The organism is Streptomyces sp. NPDC104309 (assembly GCF_055584025.1).
Genome location: NZ_JBVJMV010000001.1, coordinates 380,447 through 401,506, shown reverse-complemented (window position 1 = coordinate 401,506; position 21,060 = coordinate 380,447). Strand labels below are relative to the sequence as shown.

General features: G+C 72.4%; 1 protein-coding gene. It reads right to left on the bottom strand.

What is annotated here, in order from left to right:
* Positions 1-26: 26 nt before the first annotated feature.
* Positions 27-21,017: a type I polyketide synthase gene (locus tag ACZ68L_RS01255; RefSeq protein ID WP_469573318.1), complete on the bottom strand. Its 20,991-nt coding sequence runs from the start codon at positions 21,015-21,017 to the stop codon at positions 27-29.
* Between the last annotated feature and the right edge of the window lie 43 nt (positions 21,018-21,060).

The window sequence follows — 21,060 nt, the reverse complement described above, 5'->3', positions numbered from 1 at the left end:
TAGAACCGAAGTACGGTGCCGCCGCATCAGGAGGCCCCAAGTTCGTTGTCGATGAATGCCAGGACCTCGTCGGCCGACGCCGACTGCAACTTCTCGGCGACGGCGGCCCCGTCACCGCCCGCGGGCTCCTCGTCCCAGCCGGCGAGGATGTCCCTCAGCCGTGCCGCGATCCGGTGCCGCGCGGTGCGGTCCGCGGAGAGCGTCGCGAGGCTCGCCTCCAGGCGGTCGAGCTCCGCGAGGACGGGCACGGTCTGCGGCTCCGCGTCGCGGCCCGCCTCGCCCTTGAGGAAGGCGGCGAGGACGACCGGCGTGGGGTGGTCGAACGCCAGCGTCACCGGCAGCCGCAGGCCGGTCCGGGTGCTGATCCGGTTGCGCAGCTCCACGGCAGTCAGCGACTCGAAGCCGAGGTCCCGGAAGGGCCGCTTGGGTCCGATGGCCTCGATGTCGGTGTAGCCCAGCGCCCCGGCCGCCTCGGTGCGCACCAGCTCCAGGAGCATCTGGCCGAGCTCCACGTCCGAGAGCTCGGCCACGGCTCGCCGGAACTCCGCCGTGTCGTCCGCGCCGGTGTCCCCCGCCTGCTCGGCCGCCCGCGCGATCTCCCGCATCTGCGGCACATCAGCGATCAGCGGGCTGGGCCGTGCCGCCGCGAGCGCGGGACCGAAGCGGTCCCAGGCGATGTCCGCCACCAGCTGGGCGGGACCGTCCTGTGCCACCGCCCGGCACAGCGCCGTGAGCGCGGGCGCGGTCGGCAGCGCGGCCAGACCGCGCCGGCTCGTCCGCTCCAGGAACGTGTCGTCGTCGAGGGCAAGACCACCCTCGGCCCACGGGCCCCACGCGATGGACGTGGCGGCGAGTCCCAAGTCCCTGCGGTGCTCGGCGAACGCGTCCAGGTAGGCGCCGGCCGCGGCGAAGGCTCCCTGCCCCGCGCCGCCGACCACGCCGGCGACACCGGAGAACAGTACGAACGCCGAAAGGTCGAGTTCCCGCGTCGCCTCGTGCAGGTTGCGCGCACCGGCGACCTTGGCCCGCAGGGCGCGGGCGAGACGCTCCGGGGTCAGCGAGTCGACGACCCCGTCGTCCAGCTCGCCCGCGGCGTGCAGCACCGCAGTGATCCGCTCCCCGTCAGCCTTCAACTTGCCTACCAGGGCGGTCAGTTCATCGCGGTCGGCTACGTCGCACGCGGCGACCGTGACCCGCACGCCCGTCCCCGCGAGCTCGTCGCGCAGCCGCTCGACGCCCGGCGCCCGCAGCCCGCTGCGGCCGATCAGGACGACGTGTTCCGCGCCACTGCCGCCGAGCCGGCGGGCCACCCGCGCCCCTATCGCCCCGGTACCGCCGGTGAGCAGCACCGTGCCCTCCGGCTCCCAGGCCCGGCCCGCCGCCGTCGCCGGCGCGGGCAGCAGCCGCCGGGCGAGCACGCCCGCCGACCGCACCGCCAGCTGGTCCTCCTCGCCGCCCGCGGCGAGCAGCGCGCCCAGCCGGGCCACCGCACGCTCGTCGAGCACCTCGGGCAGGTCGATCAACCCGCCCCAGCGGTCCGGGTGTTCGAGCGCGGCCACGCGGCCGAGCCCCCATACCTGCGCCTGCGCCGGGCGCGCGGCCCCGTCCGCGGAACCCGTGGACACCGCACCCCGCGTCAGGCACCACAGCGGCGCCGTCACGTCCGCGTCGCCCAGCGCCTGCGTCAGGGCCAGCGTGGCGGCCAGACCGGCCGTGGCCTCCGGCAGCCCGGGGACCGGCTCCTCGTCCAGGGCGCACAGCGAGAGGACGCCCTCGACGGCAGTTCGGCCGCCCAGTGCTCCGGTCAGCTCCCCGGCCAGCGCCGCGCGGTCGAGCACGTCGCCCGGCACACACCGCACGACGTCGACTCCCAGCCCGCGCAGCCCTTCCGTGACGGCCTCGACGGCGTCACCGCCCGCTCCGGTCCCGGGCGCCACAAGGAGCCAAGTCCCCGACGGGGATGCCGTGTTCTCGACGAGCGGCTTCCAACTGATGCGGTACCGCCAGGAGTCGGCGGCGGCGTTCTCGCGCCGCTGCCGCCGCCACGACGAGAGGGCCGGCAGCACTTCGCCCAGCGGAGAGTCCGGCACCTCCTCCAGATCCAGCGTCGCGGCCAGCGCCGCGAGATCGCCCTGCTCGACGGCATCCCAGAACTGGGCGTCCACCGGATCCACGATGCCTGCGGCCGGCAGGGCCATGGCCTCGGGCCAGTAGCGCTGGCGTTGGAAGGGGTAGGTGGGCAGATCCACATGCGTGGCCTGCTGCCCCGCGAACACCGCCTCCCAGTTCAGCTCCACACCGTGGACGTGTGCTTCGGACAGTGAGGTCATGAAGCGGTGTGCCTCGTCCTCGTCACGCCGCAGGGTGCCCAGCGCCACTGCCTCGCTGTCGGCCGCGTCGAAGATCTCCTGCAGGCCCAGGTTGAGGACCGGGTGCGGGCTCACCTCGATGAACACGGACAGGCCGTCGGCTTCCGCCGCACGCACCGCCTGCTCGAACTCCACCGTGGAACGCAGGTTGCGGAACCAATATCCGCCATCCAGACCCGTCGTATCGTCCAGCAGCGCGCCGGTCAGCGTGGAATAGAACGGCACCCGACGCGACACCGGCACGACACCCGCCAGCAGCCCCGCCAGGTCCTCCTCGATCAACTCCACCTGGGCCGAATGCGAGGCATAGTCCACCGCGATCCTCTTCGCCCGGACTCCCTGCTCCGTGCAGGACTCGACCAGCTCCTCCAACGCATCCGGCTCACCCGACACCACCACGGAAGACGGACCATTGACCGCGGCCACCGAGATCCGTCCGTCCCAGACGGTCAGACGCTCGCGGACCTCCGCGACCGGAAGCGACACCGAAACCATGCCACCACCACCCGACAACGCCAGCAGAGCCCGCGACCGCAAGGCCACCACCCGCGCACCGTCCTCCAACGACAGACCACCCGCAACCACCGCAGCCGCGATCTCACCCTGTGAATGACCGATCACCGCCGCAGGCTCCACACCGCACGCCCGCCACAACTCCGCGAGCGACACCATCACCGCCCACAGGACCGGCTGCACCACGTCGACGCGGTCGAAGCCCGGGGCACCCTCCGCACCACGTACGACGTCCAGCAACTGCCAGTCCGTGAACGGATCCAGAGCCGCCCCGCACTCCGCCATCCGCGCCGCGAACACCGCCGACGACTCCAACAGCCCAGCCGCCATCCCAGCCCACTGCGCACCCTGACCCGGGAACACGAACACCGGACGCACAGCACGGCCCGCCACACCCCGCACCACATCCCCAGCAGCACGCCCCTCGACCACCGCCGACAACGCACCCGCCAAAGAACCCGCGTCACCCGCAAGCACCACCGCACGATGCTCGAACCGCGACCGGCGCACCGCCAGGGCGTTGCCGAGGCCCTTGAGCGAGATGCCCGGGGTGTCGGCCAACGCAGCGTGGATTCGCTCTGCTTGGGCCCGCAGCGCCTCGGCCGAACGGGCCGACACCACGAACGGCAGCACCGCGTCCCCGAAGGGCGGCGTGGTGTCGCCCGGCGCGACGGCCTCGGCGGCCAGGGCCTCTTCAGCCGGGGCCTGCTCCAGGATCACGTGGGCGTTGGTGCCGCTGATGCCGAACGACGAGACACCCGCACGGCGCGGCTCGCCCGTCTCCGGCCAGGTCGTCTGCTCCGTCAAGAGCTCGACGGTCCCTGTCGACCAGTCCACATGAGTGGAGGGCTTGTCGACGTGCAGCGTCCGCGGGAGCAATCCATGGCGCAACGCCTGCACCATCTTGATCACACCCGCCACGCCCGCCGCGGACTGCGAGTGGCCGATGTTCGACTTGACCGAGCCCAGCAGCAGCGGCCTGTCCTCCGAGCGCTCCTGACCGTACGTCGCGATCAGCGCCTGCGCCTCGATCGGGTCACCCAGCGTCGTACCCGTCCCGTGCGCCTCCACCGCGTCCACCTGCGACGCCGACAGACCCGCACTCGCCAACGCAGCCCGGATCACCCGCTGCTGCGACGGACCATTCGGAGCCGTCAGACCATTCGACGCACCGTCCTGGTTCACCGCAGAACCACGCACGACCGCGAGGACCCGGTGACCATTGCGCCGCGCGTCCGAGAGACGCTCGACCAGCACCATGCCGACGCCCTCGGACCAGCCGGTGCCGTCCGCCGCGTCGGCGAACGCCTTGCAGCGTCCGTCCGCCGCGAGCCCCCGCTGACGCGAGAACTCCGCGAAGATGCTGGGGTTCGTCAGGACGGTCACGCCGCCGGCCAGCGCCATGCTGCACTCGCCCGAGCGCAACGCCTGCGTCGCCAGGTGCAGGGCGACCAGGGACGACGAGCACGCCGTGTCGACGGTCACCGCAGGCCCCTCGAAGCCGAACGTGTACGAGACGCGGCCGGAGATGACGCTGGTCGCGTTGCCGGTCAGCAGATGCCCCTCGGCGCCCTCGGGCAGTCGCATCCCCACCCCGTAGCTGGACGAGGCGGTACCGGCGAAGACACCGATGTGGTGGCCTCGTACGGACTCGGGGTCGATGCCCGCGTGCTCGAAGGCCTCCCAGGAGGTTTCCAGGAGCAGCCGCTGCTGCGGGTCCATGGCGACGGCCTCGCGCGGCGAGATCCCGAAGAACGCCGGGTCGAACTCCGCCGCACCGTAGAGGAATCCGCCCTCCAGCGTCGCAGACGTCCCGCCGTCGGCCACCTCCGAGTAGAGGCCGTCCAGGTCCCAGCCACGGTCGGTGGGGAAGGCCGAGATGCCGTCGGCTCCGGTGGCCACGAGGCGCCAGAGGTCGTCGGCGTTCGCCACCCCGCCCGCGTAACGGCAGCTCATGCCGACGATCGCGATCGGCTCGTCGTCCGCGAGCCGCGTCACCGGAGCGACCGCCGCGGCCTCCGGCTGCGTACCCAGGGCCTCTCCGAGCACGTAGTCGGCCAGCGCCTCGGGGGTGGGGTAGTCGAAGATCAGGGTCGCGGGCAGTCGCAGGCCAGTGGCCCGGTCGAGCCGGTTGCGCAGTTCGACGGCGGTCAGCGAGTCGAAGCCGAGGTCCTTGAACGGCCGGGTGACGCCCACCCCTTCGACGCCGCTGTGGCCGAGTACCGCGGCCGCCTGGCCACGCACCAGGTCGAGCAGTGCCTTGCGGCGTTCCGCGCGCGACAGCCCCGCGAGGCGCTGCAGCAGCTTCACCGATCCGGCGAGCGCTCCCGCCCTGCGCCGCGAACTCGTGCGGACGAGTCCGCGGAACACGCCCGCGAGCGCGCCGACACCGGCCTGGGCGCGCAGGACGGCCAGGTCCAGGTGGACGGGGAACAGCGCCGGGCGGTCGAGGGCGAGCCCCGCGTCGAACAGCTCCAGACCTTCGTCGGAGGTCAGCGGAACCACTCCGGACCGGGCCATCCGGCTCGTGTCGCCGTCGTGCAGCCGTCCGACCATGCCGTCCGCGATGCCCCACGGGCCCCAGGCCAGTGACGTGGCCGCGAGGCCGCGGCCTGCGCGGTGCTGTGCGAGGGCGTCGAGGAACGCGTTGGCGGCCGCGTAGTTGCCCTGTCCCAGCGAGCCGAAGGTTCCGGCGACGGAGGAGAACAGGACGAACATCGACAGGTCGAGGTGCTCGGTGAGTTCGTGCAGATGCACCGCGGCGTCGACCTTGGGCCGTAGCACGACGTCGAGCCGGTCGGCGGTCAGCGAGGACACGACGCCGTCGTCGACGACACCGGCGGCGTGCACCACTCCGGTCAGCGGCCGCTCAGTGGGAATCGCGTCGAGCACCGCGGCAAGTGCGTCCCGGTCCGCGACGTCGCAGGCAGCCAGGGTCACCTCGGCACCAGCGCGGGTCAGCTCGGCGGCGAGCTCCGCCGCACCCGGTGCCTTGGCGCCGCTGCGGCTGGTCAGTACCAGGCTGCGTACGCCGTGCCGGTCGACGAGGTGGCGCGCGATCAGGACACCGAGGGCGCCGGTCGCGCCGGTCACCAGGACCGTGCCGTGCCGCTCGGGCTCGGGCTCGGGCTCTGTCTCCGGCACCAGCTCCGACGCGGACTCGTGCTCGGGCTTGGGCTTGGGCTCGACGAGGGCCTCTTGGGGCACGGTCCGGGCGAGGCGCGGTACGAGGACGCTGCCCTCGCGGACCGCCACCTGCGGTTCCCCGCCGGCCAGGATCTCGGTGAAGACGTCCACAGGGGTGTCGTCCAGGTCGGCGAGGAGCAGCCGTCCCGGGTTCTCGGACTGGGCGGACCGCACGAGACCCCAAGCGGCGGCGCCCGCGAGGTCGACCGGGCCGGTGCCGTCGCCCGCGGTGACCGCGCCCCGGGTCACGACGGCAAGGAGCGCGTCGCCGTACCGATCGTCGGCCAGCCACTCCTGCACCGTCGCGAGGACGGCGTGCGCGGCGGCACGTACGGAGGCGGCCAAACCGTCGCCCGTGCCGGGTGCGGGGGCGGGCGTGGGGGCGTAGAAGACGACGTCCGGCACTCGGTCCAGGGAGGCGAGGTCCTCATACGTGGGGATGCCGAGCGCTTCGAACGCGGCCGACTCCCCCAACAGCGCCCAGTCCCTTGCCCCTTCCTTTGTCCCTTCCTTTGTCCCTTCCTTCGCCGACGCCGAAGCAGAGCCCGAAGCGGAGCCCGACGGCGACGCGGGTGCCGTCTGCGGCGACCACTCCAGGGTGAACAGGGCGTCCGTACTGCCGGTCTCGCTCCGGAGCAGCTCGGGCGAGACCGGGGCGAGCGTCACACGGTCCGCCACCGCGACCAGCCCGCCGGTCTCGTCGGCCACGGCCACCGAGACGCCCTCGCGTACGGGACGGACCCGTACGCGCAGCGCGGTCGCGCCCACAGCCGCCAAGGACACTCCGGACCACGCGGACGGCACCCCGCCCGCTGCCGCGTGCAGGGCGGCGTCGAGGAGCGCCGGGTGCAGGCCGAAGCCGTCGACGTCCGTGCCCTCGGGCAGCGCGACCTCGGCGTACAGCTCGTCACCTCGCCGCCACAGCGACCGCAGCGCGCGGAACGCGGTGCCGTGGTCGTAGCCCTCGTCGGCCAAGTCGTCGTACACGCTCTGCGCCGCCGCCTCGACGGCGCCCCTCGGCGGCCAGACGGCGAAGTCCGACTCGTCCGCCGACTGCGGCTGGGCGGGGGTCAGTTCGCCGGTGGCGTGCAGGTTCCACTCCGCCTCGGGGCCGTCGGCCTCGGCTCGCGCGTACACCTCCACCGTACGGCGCCCATCCGCGTCCGCCGCACCCACGGCCAGCTGGACGGCGACACCCGCCCGCTCCGGAAGCACCAGCGGAGTCCGTACGTTCAGCGTGGCCAGCGAATCGCAGCCGAACCGCTCCCCCGCGTGCAGCGCCAGCTCGACGAAGACCGTGCTCGGCACGACGACCGTGCCGTACACCTGATGGTCGCCGAGCCACGGGTGCGTCTCGACCGAGAGCCGTCCGGTGAACAGGAACCCGTCCGAACCGGCCAGCCGCACGCCGGCCGCCAGCAGCGGATGACCGGCACCGCTGAGGCCCGCCGCCGTGATGTCGCCCACGGGGGCGACCGGAGCGGAGAGCCAGTAGCGGTCGTGCTGGAAGGCGTAGGTGGGCAGGTCGACACGGCGGGCGCCGGTGCCGGCGAAGTACGCGGTCCAGTCGACTGCCCTGCCGCGTACGTGGAGTTCGGCGAGGGCGGTGAGGAGTGCGTCGGGCTCGTCACGGTTCTTGCGGAGGGCGGGTACGAAGGCGAGCTCATCGCCGTCCTCGGAACGGGACGTCACACAGTCCTGCGCCATGGCGGAGAGGACGCCGTCCGGGCCCAGTTCCAGGAAGGCGGTCACGCCCACAGACTCCAGGGCGCGGATGCCGTCCAGGAAACGGACAGCCTCACGGACGTGGCGGACCCAGTACTCCGGGTCCTGGACCTCATCAGCCGACAGGACCTCACCCGTCACGTCGGAGACGATGGCCAGCTGCGGGGCGTTGAAGCTCAGCCCCTGCGCGACCGCCCGGAAATCGTCCAGCATCGCGTCCATGCGGGGCGAGTGGAACGCGTGGCTCACCCGCAGACGCTTGGACTTGCGACCTTCGCCTTCGAAGTGCGCGGCAATGGCAACTACCGCGCTCTCGTCGCCGGAAATCACGGTGGCGGACGGCCCGTTGAGCGCGGCGATCGAGACGCCGTCGACCAGCAGCGGCAGCACCTCGTCCTCCGCCGCCTGCAACGACACCATCGCGCCACCCGCCGGGAGCGCCTGCATCAGACGACCCCGCGCCGCCACGAGAGCGGCAGCGTCTTCGAGCGACAGCACCCCGGCCACATACGCGGCCGACAGCTCACCGATGGAGTGACCCAGCAGATAGTCCGGCTTAACGCCCCACGACGTCACCAGCTCGAACAGCGCGACTTCGAGGGCGAACAGACCGGCCTGGGTGAACTGCGTCTGATCCAGCAGTTCACCGCCTTCGAAGACCACCTCTCGAAGAGGCATTTCCAGGTGCCGGTCCAGCTCCGCACAGACCGCGTCGAACGCATCCGCGAACACCGGGAAAGCCGCATGGAGCTCACGCCCCATGCCGGCACGCTGCGAACCCTGCCCCGAGAACAGCACACCCGTCTTACCGGGCGATACCGAACCCTCCACGGTCCGCTCGCCGAGCAGGACCGCCCGGTGCTCCAGCACCGCACGCGATGTCACCAGCGAGAAACCGACGTCGAGCGGCGACAGCTCCGGGCGCTCGGTGACGAACGTCCGCAGCCGCTCCACCTGCCCCGACAGCCCCGCCTCCGACTTCGCGGACACCACCCACGGCACCACCGGCAGCGCCACCGGAGCCGCAACCGCCGCCGGCTCATCGGCCTCCGGAGCCTGCTCCACGATCACGTGGGCGTTCGTACCGCTGATGCCGAACGAGGACACCGCTGCACGGCGCGGTGCGCCGGTCTCCGGCCACGCCATCGGCTCCCGCAGGAGCTCGACGGCGCCGGCCGACCAGTCCACATGGGTGGACGGCTCGTCCACGTGCAGGGTGCGCGGGAGCACACCGTGGCGCATCGCCTGCACCATCTTGATCACACCCGCCACACCGGCAGCCGCCTGCGTGTGACCGATGTTCGACTTGATCGAGCCCAGCAGCAGCGGCCGGTCCTCCGCACGCTCCTGCCCGTACGTCGCGATCAGCGCCTGCGCCTCGATCGGGTCACCGAGGCGGGTGCCCGTGCCGTGCGCGTCCACGGCGTCGATCTCGTCGGCGGTGACGCCCGCGTTGGCGAGGGCCTGGCGGATGACGCGCTGCTGGGACGGTCCGTTGGGGGCGGTCAGGCCGTTGGACGCACCGTCCTGGTTCACCGCACTGCCACGCACGACCGCGAGGACGTCATGGCCGTTGCGGCGGGCGTCCGAGAGACGCTCCACCAGGACCATGCCGACGCCCTCGGACCAGCCCGTGCCGTCGGCGGCCTCCGCGAACGGCTTGCAGCGGCCGTCGGGAGCCAGACCGCGCTGGCGGCTGAACTCGACGAAGATGCCCGGGTCGGCCATGACGGTGACGCCGCCGGCCAGGGCCATCGTGCACTCGCCGGACCGCAGCGCCTGCACCGCGAGGTGCAGGGCGACCAGCGAGGAGGAGCACGCGGTGTCCACCGTGACGGCCGGGCCTTCCAGGCCGAACGTGTAGGCCACCCGGCCCGACACGACGCTGGTCGCGCTGCCGGTCAGGGCGTTGCCCTCGAAGCCCTCGGGCAGTTGGGCGCCGGCTCCGTACACGTTCGAGGACGCGCCCGCGAACACTCCGGTCGCGCTCCCCCGCACAGTGGCCGGGTCGATGCCCGCGTGCTCGAACGCCTCCCAGGCGGTTTCGAGGAGCAGCCGCTGCTGCGGGTCCATGCCCAGGGCCTCACGCGGCGAGATCCCGAAGAAGCCCGGGTCGAAGTCGCCCGCTCCGGACAGGAAGCCGCCCTCGCGCACGACGGTCACGCCGGTGTCCGCCGATTCGGCGGGATTCAGCCGGGCGGCGTGCCAGCCGCGGTCCTCGGGGAACGCCGTGATCGCGTCGCCGCCGTCGAGCAGCAGCCGCCACAGCTCGTCGGGCGAGCGTACGTCGCCGGGGAACCGGCAGCTCATGCCCACGATGGCGATGGGGTCGCCGTCCGCGGCGACCGCGTCGGGCAGCGTGCTCGTGGTCTCCGGGACGACGCCCAGGACCTCGGTCAGGAGGAAGGCCGCGAGCGCGGCGGGTGTGGGGTAGTCGAAGACGAGGGTCGCGGGCAGTCGCAGGCCCGGGACACCGAGCGTGGCGTTCAGGCGGTTGCGCAGCTCGACGGCGGTCAGCGAGTCGACGCCCAGTTCCTTGAACTGCTTCTCCGCGCCCACCGTTTCGGGCCCGGCGTGGCCGAGCACGACGGCTGCCTGGGTGCGGACGAGGTCCAGCATCTCGCGGTCGCGCTCCTCCGGGGCGAGCCCCGCGAGTCGCTGTCCGAGCGTCGACGCGCCCGCCGCGGCGGCCAGGGCCTTGCGCCGGCCGGGGGCGCGGACGAGCCCGCGGAACAGTCCGGGCAGCACGCCCGCGGTGGCCTGTGCCTGGAGGGCGGTGAGCTCCAGGGCGACGGGCAGCACGGCGGCGCGTGCGCCGTCCAGGGCCGCGTCGAAGAGGGCGAGGCCCTGCTCGTCGGTGAGCGGCAGGATGCCGGAGCGAGTCATGCGCTCCACGTCGGCCGTGTCGAGCCGGCCGAGCATGCCGTCCGCCGAGGCCCACGGGCCCCAGGCCAGTGAGGTCGCGGTCAGCCCGTGGGCCCTGCGCTGCTGGGCCAGGCCGTCGAGGAAGGCGTTGGCGGCCGCGTAGTTGGCCTGGCCGGGGCCGCCGAGTACGCCCGCCGTGGAGGAGAAGGTGACGAACAGGGACAGGTCGAGGCCTGCGGTCAGTTCGTGCAGGTGGGCCGCGCCGTCGACCTTGGGACGCAGTACCGTGTCGAGCCGCTCCGGCGTCATCGACGAGACCACTCCGTCGTCGAGCACACCGGCGGCGTGCACCACGCCGGTCAGCGGCCGTTCCGCGGGGATCTCGGCGAGGACCGCCGAGAGCGCATCGCGGTCGGCGACGTCGCAGGCGGCGAGCACCACGTCGGCGCCGGCCGACGTCAGTTCGTCCGCCAGTTCCCTCATGCCGGGCGCGGCCGCACCGCGACGGCCCACGAGCACCAGGCCGCGTACGCCGTGCTCGGCCACGAGATGGCGTGCCACCAGGGCGCCGAGCGCGCCGGTGGCGCCGGTGACGAGCACCGTCCCGTGCCGCTCCACAGGCTCGGGCACGGTCAGAACGACCTTGCCGATGTGGCGGGCCTTGGCGAGGAAACGGAACGCCTCCGGGGCGTGGCGCACGTCCCACGTACGGATCGGGAGCGGCTTGAGCGCGCCGCTCTCGAAGAGCGCGAGGACCTCGGTCAGCAGTTGGCCGATCCGCTCGGGCCCGGCCTCGATCAGGTCGAAGGCCTGGTAGGCGACGCCGGGGAACGCCTCGGCCACCGCCTGCGCGTCACGGATGTCGGTCTTGCCCATCTCCATGAACCGGCCGCCGCGTGGCAGCAGGCGCAGCGAGGCGTCCACGAACTCCCGGGCGAGGGAGTCCAGGACGACGTCGACGCCGCGTCCTTCGGTGGCGTCGAGGAACCGGCCCTCGAAGTCGAGGGTGCGGGACGAGGCGATGTGCGCGCCGTCGAGCCCGAGGGAACGCAGCACGTCCCACTTGCCGGTGCTCGCCGTGCCGTAGACCTCGGCCCCCAGGTGCCGGGCGAGCTGCACGGCGGCCATGCCGACGCCGCCGGCCGCGGCGTGCACGAGGACGGACTCCCCGGACCGCAGTCCCGCCAGGTCGACCAGCGCGTAGTAGGCGGTCATGAAGACGACCGGGGCCGATGCCGCTTCGGTGAAGGACCAGCTGTCCGGGATCCGCGCCAGGGTGCGGCGGTCGGTCACCGCCACCGGGCCGAAACCGCCGGAGAAGAGACCCATGACGCGGTCCCCGGGCGCGAGTCCGGTGACGCCGGGACCGACCTCAAGGACGACACCGGCGCCCTCGATGCCCATGGTGGCGTCGCCGGGGTACATGCCGAGGGCGATCAGTACGTCGCGGAAGTTGACGCCCGCGGCGCGCACGCCGACCCGGACCGCTCCGGGAGCGAGCGGCCCGGCGGCATCGGGGCACGGGGTCAGGGAAAGGTTGTTGAGAGTGCCCTTCTCCGTGATGTCGAGCCGCCACGGGCCGTCGCCGGACGGGGGCACCAGGGCACCGTCGGAGGTGGCGCGGGCGAACCTCGGCACGAGGACATCGCCTGCCCGCAGGGCCAGTTGGGGCTCGCCCGTGGCCAGCGCCGTGGTCAGCGCGGCGTACGAGTCGTCGTGTCCGTCGAGGTCGACCAGGACCAGGCGGCCGGGGTTCTCGGACTGCGCCGAGCGGATCAGACCCCAGGCAGCGGCACCCGCCAGGTCGGACACTTCGTCCTCGCCGCTCGCCGCGACGGCGCCGCGGGTCGCGACGACGAGCGGGGTGTCGTCGGTGAAACGCGTGTCGGCCAGCCACTCCTGGATCAGCGCGAGCAGCTCCTGGACGTCGCGGCGCACACCGGTCGCCAGGTCGGCCGCCGCCTCCGAGGCGTGCAGGACGACGACGGCGTCGACGTCCGGGGCCACGGAGGCCAGGTCCCGGGTCGGTTCGGCACCGTGGGGCACGGCCCAGTCCGCGTCGCCGAGCACCGCCCACCGCCGGGCGGGCTCGCCCTCGGGCGGCGGCGACACGGCCGGCGGCGACCATGCGAGGTGGAACAGCTGGTCGGGCTCGGTACCGGGCGCCGCCAACTGCTCGGCGGACACCGGACGCAGCACCAGGGAGTCCACGCGCGCCACGGGTGCCCCGGTGCCGTCGGCGACCTCCAGGCCGACGCCCGACGCCGTGGGGGTGATCCGTACCCGCAGTGCGGCGGCACCCACCGCGTACAGCGACACTCCGGACCAGGCGAAGGGCAGACCGACACCGCCGGCCGCACCGGCGTTCTCCTCGCCTGCGTTCTCCGCACCGTGCAGGCCCAGCGCGTGCAGGGCGGAGTCGAGCAGCGCGGGGTGGAGCCCGAACCGGTCGGCATCCGCGCCGTCGGGCAGCGCGACCTCGGCGAAGATCTCCTCGCCACGCCGCCATGCCGCACGCAGCCCCTGGAACACCGGCCCGTAGCCGTAGCCACGCTCCGCCAGGTTCTCGTAGTGCCCCTCGACGGCAACGGGAACGGCGTCCCGCGGCGGCCACACGGCCGGCTCTCCACCAGCGGCGGCATCTGCGGCGGCCGTACCGGCGACGACATCGGCCGACGCCAGCGTGCCTGCCGCGTGCTGCCGCCACGGCGCCTCGTCGTCCCCTTCGGCGGGCCGCGAGTGCAGGGCGACGGAACGCCGCCCGTCCGCGTCCTCCGCACCGACCGTCACCTGAACCGCGACTCCGCCGCGTTCGGGCAGCACCAGGGGCGCCTGCAGCGTCAGCTCTTCGAGGACACCGCATCCGAGGCGCTCGCCGGCCTGCAGAGCCAGCTCCACGTAGGCCGTGCCCGGCAGCAGGACCGAGCCCAGGACGACGTGATCGCCCAGCCAGGGATGCGACTGCAGCGACAGCCGCCCCGTCATCATCAGGCCGTCCGCCTCGGCGAGCGTCATCACCGCACCGAGCATCGGGTGCCCCACCGACCGCAGCCCGAACGCGGTCGCGTCACCGGCCCACACCCCAGTGGTAGGCCAGAAGTGCTCGTGCTGGAAGGCGTAGGTGGGCAGGTCCACGCGACGGGCGCCGGCGCCGGCGAAGTACGCGGTCCAGTCAACTGCCCTGCCGCGTACGTGGAGTTCAGCGAGGGCGGTGAGGATTGCGTCGGGCTCGTCACGGTTCTTGCGGAGGACGGGTACGAAGGCGAACTCATCGCCGCCCTCGGAGCCGCCGCTCACGCAGTCCTGCGCCATGGCGGAGAGGACGCCGTCCGGGCCCAGTTCCAGGAAGGCGGTCACGCCCGCAGACTCCAGGACATGGATGCCGTCCAGGAAACGGACAGCCTCGCGAACGTGGCGGACCCAGTACTCCGGGTCCTGGACCTCCTCCGCCGACAGGACCTCACCCGTCACGTCGGAGACGATGGCCAGCTGCGGGGCGTTGAAGCTCAGCCCCTGCGCGACCGCGCGGAAGTCGTCGAGCATCGCGTCCATTCGGGGCGAGTGGAACGCATGGCTGACCCGCAGTCGCTTGGTTTTACGACCTTCGGTCTCAAAGTGCGTGGCAATCTCAAGAACCGCCGCCACGTCACCCGAAATCACGGTGGAGCGCGGGGCGTTGAGGACGGCGATCGAGACGCCGTCGACCAGCAGCGGCAGCACCTCGTCCTCCGCCGCCTGCAACGACACCATCGCCCCACCCGCCGGAAGCGCCTGCATCAAACGCCCCCGCGCCGCCACCAGAACGGCAGCGTCTTCCAGCGACAGCACCCCGGCCACATACGCGGCCGACAGCTCACCGATCGAGTGACCCAGCAGAAAGTCCGGCTTAACGCCCCACGACGTCACCAGCTCGAACAGCGCAACTTCGAGAGCGAACAGACCGGCCTGCGTGAACTGCGTCTGATCCAGCAGCCCACCCTCGCCCTCGCCCTCGCCCTCGCCCTCGCCCTCGTCGAAGACCACCTCACGAAGAGGCCGGTCCAGATGCCGGTCCAGCTCCGCACACACCGCGTCGAACGCGTCCGCAAAGACGGGATACGCCGCGTACAACTCCCGGCCCATACCGGCCCGCTGCGACCCCTGACCCGAGAACAACACACCTGTCTTACCGGGAGTCAGCGGGCCTTCCACGGTCCGCTCGCCGCCGATCAGGACCGCCCGGTGCTCCAGCGCCGCACGCGTCGTCGCCAGCGAGAAGCCGACGTCGAGCGGCGACAGGTCGGGGTTCTCGGTGACGAACGACCGCAGCCGCTCCACCTGCCCCGACAGCCCCGCCTCCGACTTCGCCGACACCACCCACGGCACCACCGGCAACCCCACCGGAGCCACAACCGCCGCCGGCTCCTCGACCTCCGGCGCCTGCTCCAACAGCACATGGGCGTTCGTGCCGCTGATGCCGAACGACGAGACGCCCGCACGCCGCGGCGAGCCGGTCTCCGGCCACGCCATCGACTCCGTCAGGAGCTCGACGGCGCCGGTCGACCAGTCCACGTGGGTGGACGGCTCGTCCACGTGCAGGGTCTGGGGCAGGACGCCCTCCCGCATCGCCATGACCATCTTGATGATCCCGGCGACGCCCGCGGCGGCCTGCGTGTGACCGATGTTCGACTTCACCGAACCGAGCCAGAGCGGACGTCCCTCGGGGCGCTCCTGGCCGTACGTCGCGAGCAGCGCCTGCGCCTCGATGGGGTCGCCCAGCGTCGTGCCCGTGCCGTGCGCCTCCACCGCGTCGATGTCCGCCGCCGACAGGCCGGCTCCGGCGAGGGCCTGGCGGATGATGCGCTGCTGGGACGGGCCGTTGGGGGCGGTCAGACCGTTGGAAGCGCCGTCCTGGTTGATCGCAGAACCGCGGACGACCGCGAGGACCTCGCGGCCGTTGCGGCGTGCGTCCGAGAGGCGCTCGACCAGCAGTACGCCCACGCCCTCGCCCCAGGCCGTGCCGTCCGCCGACTCGGCGAACGCCTTGCAGCGGCCGTCGGGAGCCAGGCCGCCCTGCCGGGAGAACTCCACGAACGTGCCCGGCATCGACATGACGGTGACGCCGCCCGCCAGCGCCATCGAGCACTCGCCGTCGCGCAGGGCCTGCGCCGCGAGGTGCAGGGCGACCAGCGACGACGAACACGCTGTGTCGACCGTCACCGCGGGACCCTCAAGGCCCAGCGTGTAGGAGACGCGGCCGGACAGGACGCTGGCCGAGCTGCCCGTGGCGCCGTAGCCCACGACCTCGTCGCCCGCGCCGCCCAGCACATAGCCGTAGTCCTGGCCGTTGGTACCGGTGAACACGCCGATACGGTCGCCCTTGAGTGACGTCGGGTCGATGCCCGCCCGCTCGAAGACCTCCCAGGAGGTCTCCAGGAGCAGCCGCTGCTGCGGGTCCATCGCCAGCGCCTCACGCGGCGAGATCCCGAAGAACGCCGGGTCGAAATCCGCCGCGTCGTGCAGGAAGCAGCCCTCTGCGACGTAGGAGGTACCGACGCCGTCGGGGTCCGGGTCGTACAACGAACCCAGGTCCCAGCCGCGGTTCTCCGGGAAGCCCGATATGCCGTCGGCACCCGCCGTGAGCAGCTCCCACAGCGCTTCCGGGGACTCCGCGCCGCCGGGGAAACGGCAGCTCATCCCGACGATGACGATCGGGTCGTCGGCGCGGTCCACGGCCACCGGCGCGCTGTCCGCCGCGACGACGCCGTCGCCGAACACCTCGGTCCTGAGATGTCTGGCGAGTTCCGCCGGGGTCGGGTAGTCGAAGACCAGGGTGGCGGGCAGGGAGAGACCGGACTCCTTGGTCAGCCGGTTGCGCAGTTCGACCGCCGTGAGCGAGTCGAAGCCCAGCTGCTGGAACGCCCGGTCGGCCGGGACCGCCTCGGCGCTGCGGTGCCCGAGGACGGCCGCGGTCTCGCGGCGTACCAGTGCGAGTAGTTCGGCGTCGCGCTCGGCGGTGGAGAGGCCGGCGAGCTGTCGCCGCAGTTCGGAGTCCGCGTCACCGCGCGCGCCCCCGGAGGCGCCTTCGGAACTCTCGGCGAGGTCGCGCACCTCGGGCAGGCCCGTGAGGAGCGGGCTCGGGCGCAGCGCGGTGAACGCGGGCGCGAACCGCTCCCAGTCGACGTCGGCGACGGCGACATGGGTGTCGTCCTCCGTCAGCGCCTGGTGGAGCGCGGTGATCGCCGACTCCGGTGCCAGCGTGGGCAGTCCGCGCCTGCGCAGCTCGGCCTCGCCGACGTCCTCGATCATGCCGCCCTCGCCCCACGGCCCCCAGCTGACGGAGGTCGCGGTCAGGCCACGGGAACGCCGGTCCTGCGCGAGGGCGTCGAGGTGGGCGTTGGCCGCGGCGTAGGCGGCGTGACCACCGCTGCCCCATACGGCGGAGATCGACGAGAACAGCACGAAGGCGTCCAGGTCTTCACCGTCGACCGGGGCACTGAACAGGGCATCGAGGTGCGTGGCGCCTTCCACCTTCGCCCGCAGCACCTCGGTGAACTCCTCGGCGCTCATGTCGGACAGCGCCGTCACCTGCCCCAGGCCGGCGGCGTGGACGACCGAGCGGACCGGCGTACCGGCCCGGCGAAGCCCCTCCACCAGCCCGGCCAGCGCCTCCCGGTCGCTCACGTCACACGCAGCGACCTCCACCGCCGCACCCAAAGCCTTCAGCTCGGCCACCAACTCGACCGCACCCGGAGCCTCCGGACCACGACGGCTCGTCAGCACCAGCCGCTCGGCACCGTTGCTGGCCGCCCAACGGGCCACATGCGCACCGAGCGCACCGGTACCGCCGGTCACCAGGACCGTGCCACGCGGCGACCACCCACCCGACGCCGTACGACGGTTGCCAGGCGCGTGCACCAGACGACGCCCATACACACCCGACGCACGTACCGCGAGCTGGTCCTCACCAGCAGAACCGGTGCCCATGTCCGTGCCGGTCAGCGCGGCGCAGACACGGGTCACCGCCCGCTCGTCCAAGGTCTCGGGCAGATCGATCAACCCGCCCCAGCGGCGGGGATGTTCCAGCGCGGCCACCCGGCCCAGACCCCACACCTGGCCCTGTGCCGCATCCACCGCACCATCGGAACGACCCACCGACACCGCACCCCGCGTCACGCACCACAACGGCACGGACAACTCCGCATCGTCCAGCGCCTGCACCAGCGACAGCGTGCCCAGCGCCGCACCCTCCCGGCCCAGGGCCAGCAACGACACCACACCGGCGAACTCGGAGGCGTCCTCGGCGAGCCGCGCGGCCAGCGCTTCACGGCTCACCTCACCGCCCTCCACCAACCACTCCACGACTTCTCCGCCACGCGCACGCATCCCCGCCACCACCGGGTGATCCGCACACGCCGACGGCGAAACCACCAGCCACCGCCCGGACAGCCCGGCACGGTCGGCACCGGAGACCTGCTGCCATGTGACCCGGTAACGCCACGCGTCGGCGGCCGCAACCTCACGGGACTGCCGACGCCACGACGACAGAACCGGCAGCGCCGCGCCCAGCGACTCCAGCTCGTCCGAGCCCAGAGCCGCCGCGAAGGCGTCCACGTCCTCCTGCTCCACGGCGGCCCAGAACGCACCGTCCACCGAGGAGGCGAGCGAGGCGGACGCGTCCGCCATGAACGGCGAACCGGCCTCCGGCCAGAAGTGCTCATGCTGGAAGGCGTAGGTGGGCAGGTCGACACGGCGGGCGCCGGTACCGGCGAAGTACGCCGTCCAGTCAACTACCTTGCCGTGTACGTACAGTTCGGCGAGAGCGGTGAGCAGGCTCTCCGGCTCCTCACGACTCTTGCGCAGAGCGGGTACGAAGGTGAGCTCATCGCCAGCCTTGGAACCGGACATCACACAGTCCTGCGCCATCGCGGAGAGGACACCGTCGGGGCCCAGCTCCAGGAACGCGGTCACGCCCGCAGATTCCAGGCTGCGGATGCCGTCCAGGAAACGGACCGCTTCGCGGACGTGGCGAACCCAGTACTCCGGGTCCTGGACCTCATCGGCCGTCAGGACCTCACCCGTCACGTCCGAGACGATCGACAGCTGCGGAGCGTTGAAGGTCAGCCCCTGCGCGACCGCACGGAAATCTTCCAGCATCGCGTCCATACGCGGCGAGTGGAAGGCATGGCTCACCCTCAGACGCTTGGTCTTACGGCCCTCACCCTCGAAGTGCGCGGCGATCTCAAGAACCGCCGCCACGTCACCCGAGACAACCGTGGAACGCGGGCCATTAAGCGCGGCGATCGAGACGCCGTCGACCAGCAGCGGCAGGACCTCGTCCTCCGCCGCCTGCAACGACACCATCGCCCCACCGGTCGGGAGCGCCTGCATCAGACGACCCCGCGCGGCCACGAGAGCGGCAGCATCTTCGAGCGACAGCACCCCGGCCACGTACGCAGCCGACAGCTCACCGATCGAGTGGCCCAGCAGATAGTCCGGCTTCACGCCCCACGACGTCACCAGCTCGAACAGCGCAACTTCGAGGGCGAACAGACCCGCCTGCGTGAACTGCGTCTGATCCAGCAGCCCACCACCCTCGAAGACCACCCCGCGAAGAGGCGTTTCCAGGTGCCGGTCCAGCTCCACACAGACCGCGTCGAACGCCTGGCTGAAGGCGGGATACGACTCGTACAACTCACGGCCCATACCGGCCCGCTGCGAACCCTGACCCGAGAACAGCACACCCGTCCTGCCGGGCGAAACAGAACCCTCGGCCACCCGCTCGCCGCCGAGCAGCACCGCCCGGTGCTCCAGCGCCGCACGCGACGTCGCCAGCGAGAAGCCCACATCCATCGGCGACAGCTCACGGTTCTCGGCAACGAACGACCGCAGCCGCTCCACCTGCGCCGCCAGTGCCGCCTCGGAGCGTCCCGAGACCACCCAGGGCACCGCCGGCAGCGCCGCCGGATCCCCGGCCGCCGTCGGCTCCTCCGCCTCCGGCGCCTGCTCGACGATCACATGGGCGTTCGTGCCGCTGATCCCGAAGGACGAGACGCCCGCACGGCGCGGCTCGCCCGTCTCCGGCCAGGCCACCGGCTCGCTGACCAGCTCAACAGCCCCTGCCGACCAGTCCACGTGGGAGGACGGCTCGTCCACGTGCAGGGTCTGGGGCACCACACCGTGGCGCATTGCCATGACCATCTTGATGACGCCCGCGACACCGGCGGCGGACTGCGTGTGACCGATGTTCGACTTGATCGAGCCGAGCAGCAGCGGCCGGCCCTCGGGGCGCTCCTGGCCGTAGGTGGCGAGCAGTGCCTGCGCCTCGATGGGGTCGCCGAGCGTCGTGCCCGTACCGTGCCCCTCGACGACGTCGACCTGCGTCGGGGAGAGCCGGGCCCCGGACAGCGCCTGGCTGATGACGCGCTGCTGGGACGGGCCGTTGGGGGCGGTCAGACCGTTGGACGCGCCGTCCTGGTTGACGGCGGAACCGCGTACGACCGCGAGGACCTCGTGGCCGTTGCGGCGGGCGTCCGAGAGCCGCTCCAGGAGCAGCAGGCCCACGCCCTCGCCCCAGCCCGTGCCGTCCGCCGCCTCCGCGAACGCCTTGCACCGGCCGTCCATGGCGAGGCCGCGCTGACGGGAGAACTCCACGAAGACACCGGGGTTGGACATGACAGTGACGCCGCCGGCGACGGCCTGGGTGCACTCGCCCGAGCGCAGGGCCTGGATCGCCCAGTGCAGGGCGACCAGCGACGACGAGCACGCCGTGTCGACCGTCACCGCGGGGCCCTCAAGGCCCAGCGTGTAGGAGACGCGGCCGGACAGGACGGATGCCGCGTCGCCGGTCAGGGCGTGCGCGTCCGAGCCCGGGGCGGCCCCCGCACCGATGCCGTAGCCCTGGGTGGAGGCTCCGATGAAGACGCCGGTGCGGCTGCCGCGCACGGAGAGCGGGTCGATGCCGGCGCGCTCCAGCACCTCCCAGGTGGTCTCCAGGAGGAGCCGCTGCTGCGGGTCCATCGCCAGCGCCTCACGCGGGCTGATCCCGAAGAGGCCCGGGTCGAACTCGGCGGCGTCGTAGAGGAATCCGCCCTGGTTCGCGTAGGAGGTGCCCACATGTTCCGGGTCGGGGTCGTACAGCTTCTCCAGGTCCCAGCCGCGGTCCGTGGGGAACTCCGCGACGGCGTCGCCACCGGACGCCACCAGTTCCCACAGCTGCTCCGGGGAGCGCACGTCACCGGGGTAGCGGCAGCTCATCGCGACGATGGCGACGGGCTCCGACTCCTCCGACTCGGCATGGCGAAGCCGCTGGCGCGTCTGCTGGAGCTCGGCGACCACCCGTGCCAGGTAATCGCGCAGCTTCTCTTCATCCGCCATCAGTACATCGCTCCCGTGAGTCGTGCAGGAAAGTTCGTTCTTGTCA